13 protein-coding genes and 1 pseudogene are annotated in these 15029 nt (G+C 73.7%); 4 read left to right on the plus strand and 10 right to left on the minus strand.

Annotated elements, in window-relative coordinates; translation table 11 throughout:
* Window positions 1-117: 117 nt before the first annotated feature.
* The 4 genes from OG618_RS35995 to OG618_RS36010 form a co-directional block, all read right to left on the minus strand.
* Window positions 118-729 (minus strand): hypothetical protein, encoded by a 612-nt coding sequence (locus tag OG618_RS35995; protein ID WP_329491836.1) that lies wholly within the window; start codon window positions 727-729, stop codon window positions 118-120.
* Between the two features lie 35 nt (window positions 730-764).
* Entirely contained in the window at window positions 765-2678 is a 1914-nt protein-coding gene (locus OG618_RS36000) for a hypothetical protein (protein WP_329491837.1), read from the minus strand.
* On the minus strand, window positions 2675-3343 hold the full coding sequence (locus tag OG618_RS36005; protein WP_329491838.1) for a sensor domain-containing protein: 669 nt from the start codon (window positions 3341-3343) through the stop codon (window positions 2675-2677). The genes OG618_RS36000 and OG618_RS36005 overlap by 4 nt, the downstream gene beginning before the upstream one ends.
* 1144 nt (window positions 3344-4487) lie before the next feature.
* Window positions 4488-4862 carry a hypothetical protein gene (locus OG618_RS36010; protein ID WP_329491839.1) on the minus strand — a complete coding sequence of 125 codons (375 nt, stop codon included), beginning with the start codon at window positions 4860-4862 and terminating at the stop codon, window positions 4488-4490.
* 207 nt (window positions 4863-5069) lie between these two features.
* On the opposite strand from OG618_RS36010, the gene OG618_RS36015 reads away from it, so the two are divergent.
* Window positions 5070-5408, plus strand: a complete 339-nt coding sequence (locus OG618_RS36015) for an STAS domain-containing protein (RefSeq protein ID WP_329491840.1) — start codon at window positions 5070-5072, stop codon at window positions 5406-5408.
* A 351-nt stretch (window positions 5409-5759) separates the two neighbouring features.
* Here the strand turns inward: OG618_RS36015 and OG618_RS36020 are convergent, their stop codons facing one another.
* From OG618_RS36020 to OG618_RS36035, 4 genes and pseudogenes are all read right to left on the minus strand, one after another.
* Window positions 5760-6281 (minus strand): TerD family protein, encoded by a 522-nt coding sequence (locus OG618_RS36020; RefSeq protein ID WP_329491841.1) that lies wholly within the window; start codon window positions 6279-6281, stop codon window positions 5760-5762.
* A 555-nt stretch (window positions 6282-6836) separates the two neighbouring features.
* A pseudogene (locus OG618_RS36025) lies at window positions 6837-7432 on the minus strand (IS5 family transposase); the annotation flags it as partial.
* Window positions 7420-7629: a hypothetical protein gene (locus tag OG618_RS36030; RefSeq protein WP_329492417.1), complete on the minus strand. Its 210-nt coding sequence runs from the start codon at window positions 7627-7629 to the stop codon at window positions 7420-7422. The gene OG618_RS36030 and the pseudogene OG618_RS36025, both read right to left, overlap by 13 nt.
* A 124-nt stretch (window positions 7630-7753) precedes the next feature.
* On the minus strand, window positions 7754-8143 hold the full coding sequence (locus tag OG618_RS36035; RefSeq protein WP_329491842.1) for an STAS domain-containing protein: 390 nt from the start codon (window positions 8141-8143) through the stop codon (window positions 7754-7756).
* A gap of 161 nt (window positions 8144-8304) precedes the next feature.
* On the opposite strand from OG618_RS36035, the gene OG618_RS36040 reads away from it, so the two are divergent.
* A complete protein-coding gene (locus tag OG618_RS36040; protein WP_329491843.1) occupies window positions 8305-9396 on the plus strand; it encodes a carboxylate-amine ligase in 1092 nt (363 codons plus the stop codon).
* Between the two features lie 76 nt (window positions 9397-9472).
* Here the strand turns inward: OG618_RS36040 and ddaH are convergent, their stop codons facing one another.
* Window positions 9473-10360, minus strand: a complete 888-nt coding sequence (gene ddaH, locus OG618_RS36045; RefSeq protein ID WP_329491844.1) for a dimethylargininase — start codon at window positions 10358-10360, stop codon at window positions 9473-9475.
* Between the two features lie 504 nt (window positions 10361-10864).
* Here ddaH and OG618_RS36050 point away from each other — a divergent pair.
* Entirely contained in the window at window positions 10865-11032 is a 168-nt protein-coding gene (locus OG618_RS36050; protein ID WP_329491845.1) for a hypothetical protein, read from the plus strand.
* 205 nt (window positions 11033-11237) lie between these two features.
* A complete protein-coding gene (locus OG618_RS36055) occupies window positions 11238-12233 on the plus strand; it encodes an iron-containing redox enzyme family protein (protein ID WP_329491846.1) in 996 nt (331 codons plus the stop codon).
* A gap of 299 nt (window positions 12234-12532) precedes the next feature.
* On the opposite strand, the gene OG618_RS36060 is transcribed toward OG618_RS36055, so the two are convergent.
* Window positions 12533-14983 (minus strand): SpoIIE family protein phosphatase, encoded by a 2451-nt coding sequence (locus OG618_RS36060; protein WP_329491847.1) that lies wholly within the window; start codon window positions 14981-14983, stop codon window positions 12533-12535.
* Between the last annotated feature and the right edge of the window lie 46 nt (window positions 14984-15029).

Consider the following 15029-nt stretch of genomic DNA (forward strand, 5'->3'; position numbering starts at 1 on the left):
CGACCCACCGGACACCCTCGTACGAGGGGGCGCCCGACCCGGGGCGGGCGCACGGGGCCGCCCTGAGGTCCCTGTGCGCCCGCCGCCCCGAGCCGGTGGTCCACCACCTGCGCGGGTTCACGCTCGAAGGTTCTTCGACCAGTCTCCCCGAGAGCGGTAGGCACGGCCGTCACCGATCTGCTTCATCCCACCGGGGAGGACGTCCCCGTGGTACGGGTACTGTTCCGTCACCGCCGCCAGCAGGAACTCGAGGAATCCGCCCTCGAAGAGGTCCCACTCCCGCATCGAGTCGAACTTGGCGGCGACCGGCCATCGGTCCGGGTCGGGGTCCCGCATCAGCCAGAAGAAGTGGTCGGAGTTCCAGTTGTTTCCCCACTTCAAGAGGCCGCCCTCGGCCGGGAACAACGGATACGGGCACTCGTCGTAGTCCCCGTCCCGGTGGGCCTGGGCCAGCCAGGCACAGTATCCGTAGGGGTTCGTCGTGCCGTACAGGAATCCGGCGAAGCCGGGTGGCTCCCCGATCTTGGGACTGGGCGCTGCCGATGGTGTGTAGATGTGGAGTTCGTCGCTGATGCTGACCATCCCGTACCGGTCGGCGAACGCCCGGTAGTCCGCGGGCAGCTGGAAACCGAGCACCTCCGGCCCCGACTCCCACGGGACGGGGACCACCCCGTCCAGAGGCGGCCCGATCACCGAGCCGAGCCGCTCCAGCATCTTCTCGATGCTCACGTCCACTCCCATCAGTCGTCCGTTCTCGCCCGGGGCTAGTTGCCCAGGGATACCAGGCCGTTCGAGCCGTACGTGCGGTTGTCCACGAATGTCCGGGCGGAGTCCGTGGTCGCCCCGGTGGTGGCGTCCCAGGCGTGGAGCGACATCGCCCACCCGTTCGGAATGGTGCTGCTGGGGCTGTTGTACTGCGGGAACACGTTGTACAGCACAGGGCCCCGGCCCATGACCTTCCCGGCTCTGGTCTCGAAGGTCCGCATGCTGTTGGTGATCGTGCCGCCGGTTCGCTGGTTGGTGTTGGCCCCCCGCTGGAAGCACGGCGTCAGGTTCCGCTCGTCCGCCGTTCCGCCGGCCATGCGCGGTACGGAGTGGCAGCGAGCGATGTCGGAATCCGAAGTGAACCCCAGGGTGGCCGCCCGCGCCTTGGCATCGGTCCAGCCCCGGATGTCGCCGGCCGCGGCCTGCCCCCTGCTGGAGCCGGGCGTGCCTTCGAGACAGGCATTGACTCCCTGGTTGCGGTTCTGACCGTCCGGCGGCAGGTAGCTGACCCACCCGCCGCCGTTCAGGGGTACCGCCCCCGTCGGCTCCAGATCCTTGCAGGTGGGGACGCGCCGGTCGGCGTTCTCCTCGGAGCCGGGGTTGCCGGGTGCCGGAGCGGGCTCCGGGGAGGCGGGTACTTCCTGAACCGTCGTGATCCCGTCGAGGGGGAGCGTTTCACCGTCGCGGTACGCGACGACCCCGCCGGATTCGAAGACCTCCGGGGCCAGCACGGGAGCCGGGGCCGGGGCCGGGGCCGGGGCGGGAGCTGGGCCTGGAGCTGGAGCTGGAGCCGGGGGTGCGGTAGCGGTGGGGGCCGGGCCCGGGGACGCGGTGGTGGCCGGTGCCGGTGCCGGTGCTGGCGCCGGGGATGCGGTAGTGGTGGGCGCCTGGACCCGTAGTGCCGTGTAGTGCCCGTTGGGCTTGCGGGCCAACCCGTCGTAGGGGACGGCAGGGCTCGTGAGCATGGCCGCCTGCGCGGCCGGCAGCCGCCGGACGGCTTCGGGCGTCAGGTACGCCGTCCCCGGCCGCGGGTCGACGGTCGTACCGCTCTGCTGCCCGTACTGCTTCATGGCGGAGGTCTGCGGCTGCCGGTAGGGGCTGTCTGCCGTGTCGGCTTCCCGGCCCCGGGCCTCGTGGTCGCGCTCCGGCGGCGCGGGAGCGTCGCCGCCCTGATCCATCGTCACCGCCGGATCGGGCGGGGTCCGGGCCAGGCTCTGGAGGACCTCGGCCATCTCCTGGAGCAGCTGCTGGGTCTGGACCTGGAGCTGCTGGGACCTGGCCCTTGCCGCGGAGGACTTCTCCGCATTGGCCCTGGAAGCGGCGTTGAGCTGGGATTTCCGCGAGTTGAGCTGCGCCTCCTGCTGCCTGACCTCGCCCTCCTCGCCCTGGAGCTTGGCCTCCTCGGCCTTGACCTGGCTCTGTTCGGTCTGCAGCTGGGCCGCTTCGGCGTTGTAGCGGCCGACCGCGGCGGCCTGATCCGCGGGAGGCTTGGCCGCGTTGTGGGCGTCGATCTTGCCGCTCAGCGCCCTCGCGCGCGTGTTGTGGGCGTCGATCTCGCTGTTCACCGCGGCGGCCCTGGCGGACAGCGTGGTGTCGGCGCTCTCCACCTCCGCGGCTTCCTTGGTGATCCGCTCGGCCTCGGCGACCACCTCCCTGACCATCTGCTCGATTTCGGCCTCCGTCCGCTTCTGCGCCTCGACCTTCTGGGCGAGCGCCGGGGCGACGGCCGCGACGTCCCTGGGCTGGGCCAGGGCGGCCACGGTGTCGGGCGGGGCCATGACCGGCGTGTCGGCGGCAGCCCTCGTCACCGCCGCCGTGCCGACGAGCGGCAGCAGGAGCGCCAGCACCAGGGCGACGGCACGCCCCACAGCCCGCCGGGGGCGGCCGGCCGGCCCGAGCGGGGTCGCGGTCATCCGGTCACCTTCTTGGTGAGCTCGTCGGCCACCTTCCAACTGGTCGCCTCGCCGTCACCCGCCTGGCACACGGAGACCTGCACCAGGCTCGTGCCCTTCACCCACGCCTGGTGATAGCAGGCCCAGCCCGCGCTACCCTCCTGCGCCGCGGTCCACGCCACCGCGACCTCAGTGCTGGGGCGCGCCGTGTAGACCCACTTCGAGCTGCGGCCGGCCTGCCCGGCGACCGTGGCCGACGGGCACTTGGCCAGGCCCTCGGTGAGCGTCCGGAAAGCGGCGCCGGCCTTCTCGGCCTCCGGGAAGACGCCGAACACCTGGTTCACGGTGTAGCCGCCGGTGCCCGCGGAGTCCTGGTAGGTCGCCGACAGGAACGCCTTCCACGCCTGCCCGTAGACCGCCTCTGTCGTCGGCCCCGCCGCGACGGCGCACTCCGACGGCGCCACGTCGAGCGGCGCGTGGGGCCGGTCCGACTGCGGGCCGGCGACCACCGTCGTCCCGGCCAGCCGGCTGACACTGTCAGCGCCGAGGAGCTGCGCCTGGACCGTCCCCGCGGCCACGTGCGGTGCACGTCCCGTCGGCTGCTGAGGCCACACCCACCACCCGATACCGGCCAGCACCAGGCAGGGAAGGAGAGCGGCCACGAGCAGCGGCCAGTGGCGCAGCACCTTGGCTCCCCGCCGCGTCGCCCGCAGCCCTGGCGGTGCCGCCGCCTCCGACGAAGGCTCCGCCCCCCGCCCCGCGACCGGTTGCGCGGCAGCCGACGCGGGTTGAGGTGTGCCTCGGCCCGGCGGTTGCGCCGGCGGCGCGAGGGCGGACGGTGCCGCGGCAGACGACGCGGCGGACGCTGACCCGACCGGGGCTGATGGCGGGCAGCCGCTGTCGCCGGGCCGGGGCGCCACCGCGTGCGGCGTCTGCTGCCAGGCGGGCGGTGTCGGCGTGGCTGGGTCCTGGTTCCCGTAATGGTCCGTCATGGCGTCCTTTTCGTCACGGGGTTCGGGTCGGTGCTGTTCATCGGTGGCACGGGAGGAGGAGGAGGAACACCGCGAGCATCACGGCGGTAGAGGTCGGGCCGGATGGTCGGCACGGCCGACCGGAGCTCGGCCGCGGCCATCGGCTTCCGCCCGCGATTCCTGGCACAGCGACGCCACCTTGTCCGCCCAGCTGTCGCCGGTACGGCGTGAGCCCGACTCGCCTGCCAGCACGCCGGCCGGCAGCCGGAGACCCCTTCGCCTCCGCCACCGGACCCCCTCCCTCACGTACGCGCACGGGCGTCAGGAATTGGGGCAGCCCGGGTCGGCCGCGCACGGGGAGGCGGGGGTCGCGGAACCTGCCATCCGCTGTCGATGCTGACGCGTCGCCGGACAACCGCACAGGTCAAAGCACCGGCCACGTATGGCCGGTGGTCAGGATGAGGTCGCTACGGCCGCTTCCTCGCGGATGCGCGGGCCTGAACGGCGGACACGCCCGGAGAATCGGTGCCGCGCCACCACCGGCATCCTTCTCGCGGGGCGGGGGAGCGCGACGGATCGACTGGCCCTGCTGCTGGTTGCCGGACGCCGGGGACACCGGTCGGATGCCGTGGTGGGGCGGGCTGTTGCGGACCCCCATCGGCGTTCCGCGATGAGGCCGGCACGGCCGCTGAGGTGCGCGCCGAAGGCACCAGCCGCGGTGCCGGGGGAGTTCGGAGGCGTTCTAGGGCGGCCCGGACGATCGAGCGTCCGCGCCGCTGCAACCTGCCCGGGCTGCACGGCAAGTAGCACCTGATGGTGCCGGCAGCGGCGACCGCCCCTCAGGCCGCCGGACCCGGTATCAGGGTTGCCTCGACGGCTCCGGCTGGCGGGTCGTGATCTTCACGCGGGCCACCGAGTACGAGTCCGATCGGGTCGACGTCTCCACGGTCAACCTCCGCACCATGGTCCCCTGGCGTGCCGGCAACCCGACCGCGGCCCTCCCGACGGTGTTCAAGCTCGTCGAGTCCGCACCGGTCGACGGCGCGCAATCACCGGCGCTCACCTGGTCCCCCCGGTTCGTACCGGCACCCGCTTCGACGATGGCGTCCGGGGCCCGGAGCGGTGCGGGTACCTCCGTCGCGATGCGGGTGGCGCGGGTGTTGAGGCCCACCTGGGTGGGAGTCAGGGCGAGGGCGTGCCGGAAGGTGATCTTCTCCGGCAGGTCGAGGGCCACCTCGGGGCCGCCCTTGCGGTGGCGCACTGCTCCTGGTCTGCGACTGGCCACTGATCCGGCCGGGGGACGAGGAACCTCGCCTACCTCGCCCAGTTCCCGCAGATCGGCCCGGCCGTTCCGGACTCGGCACCCGATGAGTACTACCGCGGCGGCCGCCGCCAGGCGGTGGTGCTGTCCGTTCCCGGGTACGCCGCCGAACAGGAAGTGTTGGCCATAGCCGTCCACACCCATCCGTCGGGGGCGACGGTCCTCACCGTCACCGGGGAGCTCGACTACCACACGGCCCCGCGGCTGAGCCGGATGGTGGAAGGGTTGCCGCTGGCCGCCGCCGTCCCGCTCGTCCTGGACGTCGGGGGCCTGTCGTTCTGCGGCTCGATCGGGGTCTCGGCGCTGCTCTCCGGCTACCAGCGGGCCGCTGCGGCCTCGGCGCCGTTCGCCGTGGCGGGCGGGGGCCGGGATCTGGCGCAGATCCTCCAGATCACCGGTATCGACCGGATCTTCGGCCTCTACGAGAGCGTGGACCAGGCCGTCGCGGCCTGCGGCTGACCGGGCCGACCGCAGGCCGGGGGAGGACGGTTGCGGCCGAGCGGCGCACTTCCGGAAGGCCGGGGCCGGCTGTCAACGTGTGGCGGCGTACCCGGTGCTGGAGGACGCCGCTGACCGATCGAGCCGTCGGCGCGGTGGACCGGGGGTTCGGGGACCCCGGACTGTTCCAGTACCATTCGGCATCCGTCACGTCAGAACGCTCCACAGCCCCGGGGCCGACCGGAGAGACCAGCTCACTGTCGCACCGTGACAAGATCCGAACCACGGGGGAGACGGCCCGCACCGCATGGTGTCGGCAGGAGTTCTTCGAGGCATCCCGGCCTACTCGTGCCCGACCTTCTGCAACAGGTCTCAGGTGCCCATGATCCTCGCGAAAGTCGCCGGATCGGCATCGAAGCCGTAGACGCCGGGCTGGAATCCCCAGGCCCCCGAGTTGTCCCGGACGAACTCCGCGACCCTCGCCGCTGTTGCCTCACCGGCGCCGGCGAAGTCCACAGCCGCGAACTCATCGCGCCCGTTCCGGATCTTCACCACGGGGTTCGCTATGTCCCCGAACGTCAGTCGGCCGGCGTTCTGTTGGATGGCGACGCCCACGACCACCCGGACGTAGCGGTCGGCCAGACGGTCGAGCTCCAGGACGAGGCGTTCGTCGACGCCGAGGCCCTTGCCGTCAAGGCTGTCCCGGGTGAGGGTGATCGTGCCGTCGGGAGCGCGGCTGTCGAAATGAACCAGGTAGGCGGGGGCGCCGGACGGGGCGGCGGCGGTGTATGTCGCGGCGACGAGGTCCAGATCGTGACGGGCCGAGCCTGCGGGACTCGGATCCCACAACAGGCCTACTTCGATCCGTTCCAGACCCTTGTTGAGACTGCTCACCGGACTGTCCCTTCGTCGTCGCACCGACCGGATCTGCGCTGTTGCGTACCAGCCCTTGGCGGTTAACAGCATTGCACTAATATGTAATTGACATACTATCAATGCCAGCCGGCGCCTCGGGCCGACACGGGCGTGACCGTGCTCGTCATCGAACCCCAAATCCGCCCTCTCCGTGACCTCCCCAGACTTCGGGCCCCGCGAGACCTTCGCCGCCCCGACAGCGGCCGGTGGCTGACCGGCGGCACCGCAGAGCCGCTGCCTACCCGAGCCACCGGCCCGGGGTGGGCAGCTCACGCGCGCAGGCCCTCATACCGGCTTCTGTTGCGGCGGCCTGTGTGAGCTCCAGGGATTCGTCGGCCGGGAGCTCGGGCCGCGCGTAGCGCACCTGGCGCAGCGGTCCGGCCCCGGTCCCGCCCGGTCCGTGGTGAACGGTGACTCGTACCGGCCGAGGTGGCGCAGCGCGGCTGCAGGGTGCGACGTTCGGGGCTGGTGAAGCCGGTGCCTACCGATCCGGCGTAAGAGGTCCTGACAAAGGCGTTGGACGTGGCGGTGGGTGATCAGGCAGGTGGCGAGGCCGAGGAAGGCCTCGTGGATGTCGTCGCGCCGTTCCCAGCGGATGCGCAGGCGGCGGAAGCCGTGGAGCCGGGCGATGGTCCGTTCGATGCCCCAGCGGTAGACGCCCAGGCCGGAACCGTGGGGTGCTCCCCGGCGGGCGATCATCGGTTTGATGCCCTGCTTCCGCACCAGTCGCCGGTACGTGTCGTGGTCGTAGCCGCGGTCGGCGAACAGGAGGTCGGGGCGGCGCCGGGGTCGGCCGAGGAGGCCGGCCACGGCGGGCACTTTCGCCAGCAGGGGCAGCAGCTGGGTGACGTCGTTGCGGTTGCCGCCGGTCAGTGCCACCGGTCAGTGACACCGCGAGCGGGATGCCCTGGGCGTCGACGAGGACGTGGTGCTTGCTGCCCGGTCGTGCGAGGTCGACCGGGCTCGGTCCGCTTGCGGGCCCCTTCGGGCAGCCCGGAGGTGGCTGGAGTCGTTCACCGCCCGGGACCAGTCGAGCCGCCCAGCGGCCCGGAGCTTTCGCAACAGGGCCGGTCCCACACGCCGGCCTCGTTCCAGGCGGCCAGGCGTCGCCAGCACGTCATGCCCGAGCCGCCCTCGGGGAGGGTGAGCGCGGAGCGTTGCGATGGGTGAGCACCGCGAGGACGCCTGGCATCGCCAGCGCGGCGGCGGCGGCGTCGACCGCGGTGATGTCGCCCCGGGCGACGGTGGTGGGAACGGGCCAGGCGTGGGCCAGGCCCTCCGGCTGCTGGTCCCCGGCGTAGCGGGCGCTGCCGGTGACCTTCTCCAAGGCTCTCCAGCCGGGCGTGAGCGTCGGTGACCGGGCCTCCCGGCCGAGCGGGTCGGACGACCGTCACCGGCCTGCCGGGGCGTGCCTGCCGTCGCCGCGGGCCGCGGCCGGAGGGGCCGGCTGCTCACCCCGCGCCGCTGCGCGTCCGCGCCGGGCGGATGTCCGCCGCCCTCGCGTGGACGGCGAACATCGTCGCCGTCTCGGTCGTGTCCAGGACCCGCCACACCCTCGGCCGTACTCCGGCCAGGCGCAGTGACGTACCCGCACGCTCGGCCTCCGACCGCAGGAGCAGGAGGGCGTTGAGCCCGGTGGAGTCGCAGAAGCCCACGCCCCGCAGATCGACCGCGAGTACCTCGGGCGGCGGGGTCGCGGCCAGCCGTGGTCGCAGTGCGCCCTGGAGCGTCTCGGCGGTCTGGACGTCCAGTGCGCCGTTCACGGTGCACACGACCACGCCGTCGCGTTCCTCGGAGCACGAGACCGCGAGCAGTCCTCCCGTGGAAGCCCTTCCGGTCATGGTGAACACCTCCAGCCGCGACGTCTACCCTTGCGGGCCCGTCCGAACCGCGGCCGCCGCCCCCCGGCTGCTCCCCGCCGGCCCGGCCGGCGGGGAGCAGCCGGGGGGCGGCGGCCGCGGTCACCAGGAGTGGACGCCGGAGCGGCGGGTATGCGCGAGACATGATCACCCTTGGAGTGGAGGAGGAGTACCTCCTGCTCGACCGTTCGGCCGGCACCCCCGTCGCACGTGCCGCACAGGTGCGCCGGGCGGCCGACCTGCAGCCCGCGATGGACCACGGCGAGGTGCAACGCGAGCTGCTGCAGGCGCAGTTGGAGGTAGCGACGCCCGTCTCCCGGGAACTCGACGAGATCGGCGGGCACCTCGTCCGGATGCGGCACGCGCTGGGCGAGGCGGCGCGCCAGGACGGTTGCCTCCTCGCGGCCTGCGCGAGTGCGCCGTTCACCGACCGGCTGCCCGTGCCGGTGACCGACACCGCCCGTTACCGGGCCATCCACAGCGACGCTCCGCGCCTCACTGACGAGCAGCTCATCTGCGGCATGCACATCCACCTGGGCATCCCCGACCGGGCCACCGGCGTCGCGTTGCAGAACCGACTGCGGCCGTGGCTTCCCCTGCTGGTCGCCCTGGCCGCGAACTCGCCGCTGTCCCAGGGCACCGACACCGGCTTCGCCAGTTGGCGCACGGTGGTCTTCAACCGCTGGCCCGTCAGCGGTCTGCCGCCGTTCATCGACGGCCCCGAGGAGTACGACCGGCGGATCCGGGCCCTCGTGGAGGACCGGTTGATCCCGGACACCGGCCAGATCTACTGGCACATCAGGCTCTCGGAGCGCTACCCGACCGTCGAGATCCGCGCCATGGACGTCCAGCTGCGCCCGGACGAGGCGGTGATGCTCGCCGGTACCGTCCGTGCCCTCGCCACCCGGCTGCTCGGCGAGGAGATTCCCGGCCCGCCGGCCGCCGCGTTCCGGCCGGAGACCCTGGACGCGGCCCTGTGGCGCGGCGCCCGCCACGGCTGCGCCGATGAGGTCTTCGACCCGCTCCACGGTGGGCTGCGGGCGTTCGGCGACGCGGTCGCCGCGCTGGTGGAGTTCACCGCCCCCGCGATGGGGGACGACGGCAGGCACGTCACCCCGGTGCTGGAGCGGGTCCTGCGCGAGGGCAACGGAGCGGTCCGCCAGCTCGGCGAACTGCGCCGCGCCGGCCGCGAGGGTCTGGTCCGCATGATCGCCGACCAGACCACGGGGGCCTGAGCCCCCCGCCGCGCCGCGTCCGGCCCGCGCGGGGCCGCCGCCTCACGGGGGGTGTTCGGCCGCAGCGGGGGAGGCCTCAGGCGGCCTCCCGGGTGTCCTCGGCCACCTCGGTGTCCCGGCGCAGCCGGACGGGCTCGCCCTCGGCGCAACCGTGCAGGTCGAGCGTGCAGCACTTGGCGGCGCCGCCGGCCTTGAGGAACTCGCTCATCTCGACGCCGATCGGCTGGAACCCCCGCTCCTCCAACTGCGCGGCCAGCCGGACGGCGGACGGGGGCAGGACGACGTGGCGGCCGTCGCAGACGGCGTTGAGGGCGAAGGCCTCCGCCTCGGCGCGTTCGGCGAGCAGGGCGTCCGGGAACAGGGCCTCCAGCGTGGCGCGGGCCGCCGGGTCGAAGGCGCCGGGGTAGTACATGGCCTCGGTCTCCCCGAGTACGGCCAGCGCGGTGTCCAGGTGGTAGAAGCGGGGGTCGGTCAGGGTCAGTGTCACCACGGGGAGTCCCAGGAGGGCCTGGAGCTCGGCGTGGGCGGCCGGTTCCGTACGGAATCCGGTCCCGGCCAGGAGCAGGCCCGCGGCCGGCAGGATGTCGCCCTGGCCCTCGTTGACGTGGCCGGCCGTGGCGACCCGGCGGAAGGTCCGCTCGGTGAACCACTGCCGGTAGGCGTCCGCCTCCGCCGCGCGCTCCGGGTGCCGGAACCTGGAGACCAGCACGCGCTGGTCGACGACGCTCGCCGCGTTCGACGCGAAGACCATGTCCGGCAGACCCGGGCGCGGCTCCACGAGGCTCACGCTGTGCCCCAGTTCGCGGTACAGGCTCACCAGGCGTTCCCACTGGCGGACCGCCCGGGCCGAGTCGACCGGCCGGGCGGGATCCATCCAGGGGTTGATCGCGTAGTCGACGGCGAAGTACGTCGGCCGGCACATCAGGTAGTGGCGCTTCCGTGCGGTTCGCAGAGCTGGTGACATCGACGTCCCCTGTGGTCATGGCGACGCGCCGGGTTCGGCGCCCGTCCCCGAGGGCCGCTGAGCCGGCCGCTCGGGCGTGTGCCCGAGCGGGCCCGGGCCGAAACGGCGCGTCGGGGCGCCGCTTGGGAGCGGCCGTGACTGGGCAGCCGCCAGGGTGCCGGTCCCGCTCACACCGACGCCGGACGGACCGACGCCGCTCACACCGACGCCGGACGGACCGACGCCGCTCACACCGACGCCGGACGGACCGACGCCGCTCACACCGACGCCGGACGGACCGACGCCGCTCACACCGACGCCGGACGGACCGACGCCGCTCACACCGACGCCGGACGGACCGACGCCGCTCACACCGACGCCGGACGGACCGACGCCGCTCACACCGGCCCCGGTCACAGCGGCACCGTGCCGTCCGAGCGCGGTCCGCCGCCCGGGCGGTCGGGAGCGGTGGACCCCGGACGGCCCCGGGCGGTGCTCGGGCAATCGACGGAAGGCGGTCGGACCATGGTCTGGGTTCTGTTGCTGGTGATCGCGGCGATCGTGCTCGGACTGATCGGCGCGGTCGCCGAAGGCCTGGCGTATCTGCTGGTCATCGGCGTCGTGGTGTTCCTCGTGGCAGTCGCGGTGGCCGCGCTCCGGGTCCGGCGAGCCGGTCGGCGGCCGATGCGCTGACCCGGTCCGGCGGGGCCGGGCCGGCTGCTCACTCCGACGGACCGCAGGTTAGTCCGGGCGGATGCCGGGCAGCCGCCCGGACGGACAGGGACGTCCGACGACAGGAGACGGGCATGATGCGACAGCGGGGCCGGACGGCGTTCACCGGGACCGAGGAGCGCGGGGCAGCCCGGCCAGGGGCCCCGGACGGCCTTCGGAGCGGGCGGTGAACGCCCTGCCCGAGGCCCGGGGCCCGCTCTCCGGCGCCGTACTCGAAGCCGTCGCGGCCGGCCCGCCGGGCTCCGGCCGGCCGGTCGTCGCACCGGGGCCGCCCTCGGACCCGTGGGGGGAGGATCACCAGCTCGCCCTCCACCTCTGCTACGACCTGCACGACCGCGGTCTGGCGGGCGTGGACCCCGACTGGGAGTGGGATCCCGCCCTGCTGGCGTTCCGGCGGGAGCTCGAAGTGCCGTTCCTCGCCGCCGTCCGGGAGCAGGCGAAGCCGGCGGAGCGGGTCGGCGACGCCCTGGAACAGCTGCTGACCGAGCCCGTCGACGGCTCCGGGCCGTCGCACTACCTGCTCGCCGAGGGCGAGCGCTGGCAGGCCCGGGAGTACCTGGTGCACCGCTCGGTCTACCACCTCAAGGAGGCCGACCCGCAGCTGTGGATGATCCCCCGGGTGCACGGTCCGGCGCAGGCGGCCCTGATGGCGGTCGCGTTCGACGAGTACGGCGCGGGCCGGCCGGACCGCGCCCACGCCCTGCTCTTCGCCCGGATGATGGCGGACCTGGGCCTCGACCCCGGCTACGGGCACTACCTGGACCGCGTTCCGGCCCCCGCGCTGGCGGTGGTCAACCTGATGACCCTGTTCGGCCTGCACCGGTCCCTGCGGGGCGCGGCGGTCGGCCTGTTCGCCGTCGTCGAGGTCACCTCCTCGCCGGGTTCCGCCCGGCTGGCGGCCGCCCTGGAACGGCTGGGCGCGGGGCCGGACGGCACGCTGTTCTACCGCGAGCACATCGAGGCGGACGCCGTCCACGAACAGCTGATGCGGCGCGGTGTCATCGGAGAGCTGCTCGCGAGCGAGGCGGAGCTGGAGCCCGACATCGCGTTCGGCATCGCGGCGGCCGAGGTGGTGGACGACCGGTTCGCCGCCCACCTGCTGGAGCGCTGGAAGGCCGGCCGCAGTTCGCTGCGCTCACCCCTGCCGGACGGGCCCGCCTGAGCCCGGCCCGACCCGACCGGGCGGCCCCCTGGCGGACCGGAGGGTCGGGGCGCCGTCGCCGACCAGCCCGACCGCCGCCCACGCACGCCGGACGCTCGGCCGGGAAGACCCCGGCCCAGCGTCTCTGCGCGCTGCTCGCGGCCTTGGACCACCGGTCAGGTGGTGCGACGACCGCTGGAAACCGCCGCCGGGGGAGCGGGGCGCCAGGCGGCTTCCCCGCTCCCTCTGTCCCACACGGAGCCGGGTCGCGTAGGCACCCGGCCGGCGGACTCCGCGAAGCTCCGGCGGGGCCCGACGGCTCAGCGGACCGTGATCCCGATCAGACAGGTGTCGTCGTCGGTGTCGGAGCTGCTGTACCGCAGGAGGTGGTCGAGCCGGCGGTCGAGCTCCGCGACGCCGTCCGCGTCCCCGGCGGTGCTCAGCAGGTCGGCGAGCGACTGCTCCAGGGAGCGGTCCCGGCGCTCGATCAGGCCGTCGGTGTACATCATCAGGGTGTCCCCGGGCTCCAGCCGGATCTCCCCCTCGTCGTAGTCGGCCTGGTCGATCGCACCGAGCAGGATGCCGGCGACGGCGGGCAGCTCGGTCGCGCGGCCGTCCCGCACCAGGATGGGCGGGAGGTGACCCGCCCTGGCCCACCGAAGGGCCCGGGTCCGCGGATCGTAGAGGGCGCAGACGGTCGTCGCAGTGACGTTGTCGGTGAGGTGGTGGGTCACGGTGTTCAGCCAGCCCAGGAGCTGGCCAGGGCCGGCACCGGTGGCGGCCAGCCCGCGCAGGGCGTTGCGCAGCGCGACCATCCCGGTCGCCGCTTCGATGCCGTGTCCGGCGACGTCGCCCACGCACAGCAGCACCTGGCCGGTGGGCAGGGCGAGGGCGTCGTACCAGTCGCCGCCGACCAGGTGGTCCTTCTCGGCGGGCCGGTAGCGCACCGCCACGCGCAGGTCGTGCAGGTCCAACGGGCCGCGGCTGGGCGGCATGATGGCGTGCTGCAGCTGCAGGGCCAGCCGGTTGCGTTCGGCGGCCTGCTGTTCGGTGTGGGCGAGCTGGTCGCGGGTGGCGGCGAGGGCGACCTCGGTCCAGTGCTGGGCGGAGACGTCCTGGTAGGCGCCGCGGACGGCGACGATGCGGGCGTCGGCGTCGAGGACGGGCTCGGCGACCACCCGGATGTGCCGGGCGATCCCGTCGGCGCGCTGGAGGCGGAAGGCCGTCGAGGCGGGCCGCTGGTGGTGTAGCAGGGTGCGCAGGAACCGGCCGATGGCATGCCCGTCGTCGGGGTGCGCATGGGTCGGCAACTGCTCCAGCGGGACGGGTTCGGCGTGCGGGGGGAGGCCGTGGAGGTCGAACAGGGTCTCGTTCCAGGCGATCTCGCCGGTGTGCAGGTTCTCCTCGAAGCCGCCGATGCGCCCGAGGCGCTGGGCGTGCTGGAGCAGGTTGGCGACCCGGGCGGTTCCGTCCTCGGTCCGCCACACGACGACCGCGTAGGCCCCGTGGCGGCTGATGCTCACCCGGGCCCGGGTGGTCAGCCGGACGCCGTCCACCAGCGCGGACAGGATCATCCCCGGCGAGCGGAAGGACTCGCCGGTCGCGAGGACGTGTTCGATCATCTCGAAGAGGCCGCCCGGCTCGGCGGCCAGCGGGTAGGCCTCCAGCAGCCGGGCGCCGACGATGGCGCTGCGCGGCCGCCCGGCGAAGTCCTCGAAGCTCGGGTTGAGGTGCTTGATCAGGTAGTCGGTGGCCCGGCCGGACGCGTCGACGTCCGGGTGCATGATCAGGCAGGGGTCGTTCAGGCCGTGGACCAGTTCCAGCAGGTCGGTGGTCTCCGGGTCGGCGCCGCCGTTGGTGTCGACGACGGCCGGGCGGGACTCCAGGGCGGTGGCGCACAGTTCCGCCAGGGCCTCGAACTGCCGTTGCAGCGACTGGGACTGCGGAGGCAGGGCGCCGCTCCAGCAGACCTCCAGGACGCCGGTGATCCGGCCGCCCGCGCCCGCCGGTACCGCCAGCCGTCCGCCGCCGAACTCCCGCTGCCCGATCGAGGGGAGGCCCGCGGCGGCCAGCGACTGGTAGGTCGCGGTGGCCCGCTCGGTCAGCGCGCGGCGCGCGGGGACGGGCACCCCGGGCGGGACATGGCGCCAGCGCCTCGCCTCCTCCTCCGCGAAACCGGCACTGCCGGCCAGCGTCAGGGACTGGTCGGAGTTGGCCGCCCAGATCGCCACCGCCTGCGCCCCGAGCGGCCGCAGCGCGTGTTCGAGGGCGGACTGCGCGACGGCCTGGACGTCGTCGGCCCCGAGCATGCCGGTCTCCGCGCTGCGCAGCCGAACGCCCACCGACGGCTCGCCGGTGGAGGCCAGGAACTCGCGGGCGAGGTCCGCGATCCGGTCGTGCGAGGCCTGGTTGACCAGGTCGGCCGCCAGCTCCAGGACGGACACGTTGGACTGGCCCGCCAGGTCTTCGAGCTGCCGGAGGGCGTCGGCGGGGCCGTAGCCCAGGCGCTCGACCAGGATCCCCTTGGCGAGCTCGATCAACGCCCGGCCGTCCGCCTCGGCCCGCGCCAGGGTGAGCTCGCGACGCAGGCGTTCGACGGTGGTGGTCAGCCGGCCGATGACACCGGAGTCGGCCGGCTTGTCCGGAGGCCGGCCGACCGGCGACCGCTGGGCGACGACGGACTGGGCGGGCGTCCGGTTCGTCACGTCGCCGTGGTGCGGCGCGGGGTTGGGGCGGTCGTCTGCGTCCCGAGGCGGTTGGCGGTCGCGCATCGGTATCTCCTCGGGTTGCACGGTGTCGGGGCGGGTGGCCTGGTCC

Origin of the sequence: Kitasatospora sp. NBC_01246 (assembly GCF_036226505.1) — a bacterium.
Lineage (GTDB): Bacteria > Actinomycetota > Actinomycetes > Streptomycetales > Streptomycetaceae > Kitasatospora.

Bases quoted from the DNA above. Each gene is read 5' to 3' on its own strand.
- OG618_RS36050 (WP_329491845.1), top strand. From the start codon at position 10,865: ATGGTCTGGGTTCTGTTGCTGGTGATCGCGGCGATCGTGCTCGGACTG.
- ddaH (WP_329491844.1), bottom strand. From the start codon at position 10,360: ATGTCACCAGCTCTGCGAACCGCACGGAAGCGCCACTACCTGATGTGC.
- OG618_RS36040 (WP_329491843.1), top strand. From the start codon at position 8,305: ATGATCACCCTTGGAGTGGAGGAGGAGTACCTCCTGCTCGACCGTTCG.
- OG618_RS36035 (WP_329491842.1), bottom strand. From the start codon at position 8,143: ATGACCGGAAGGGCTTCCACGGGAGGACTGCTCGCGGTCTCGTGCTCC.
- OG618_RS36000 (WP_329491837.1), bottom strand. From the start codon at position 2,678: ATGACCGCGACCCCGCTCGGGCCGGCCGGCCGCCCCCGGCGGGCTGTG.
- OG618_RS36060 (WP_329491847.1), bottom strand. From the start codon at position 14,983: ATGCGCGACCGCCAACCGCCTCGGGACGCAGACGACCGCCCCAACCCC.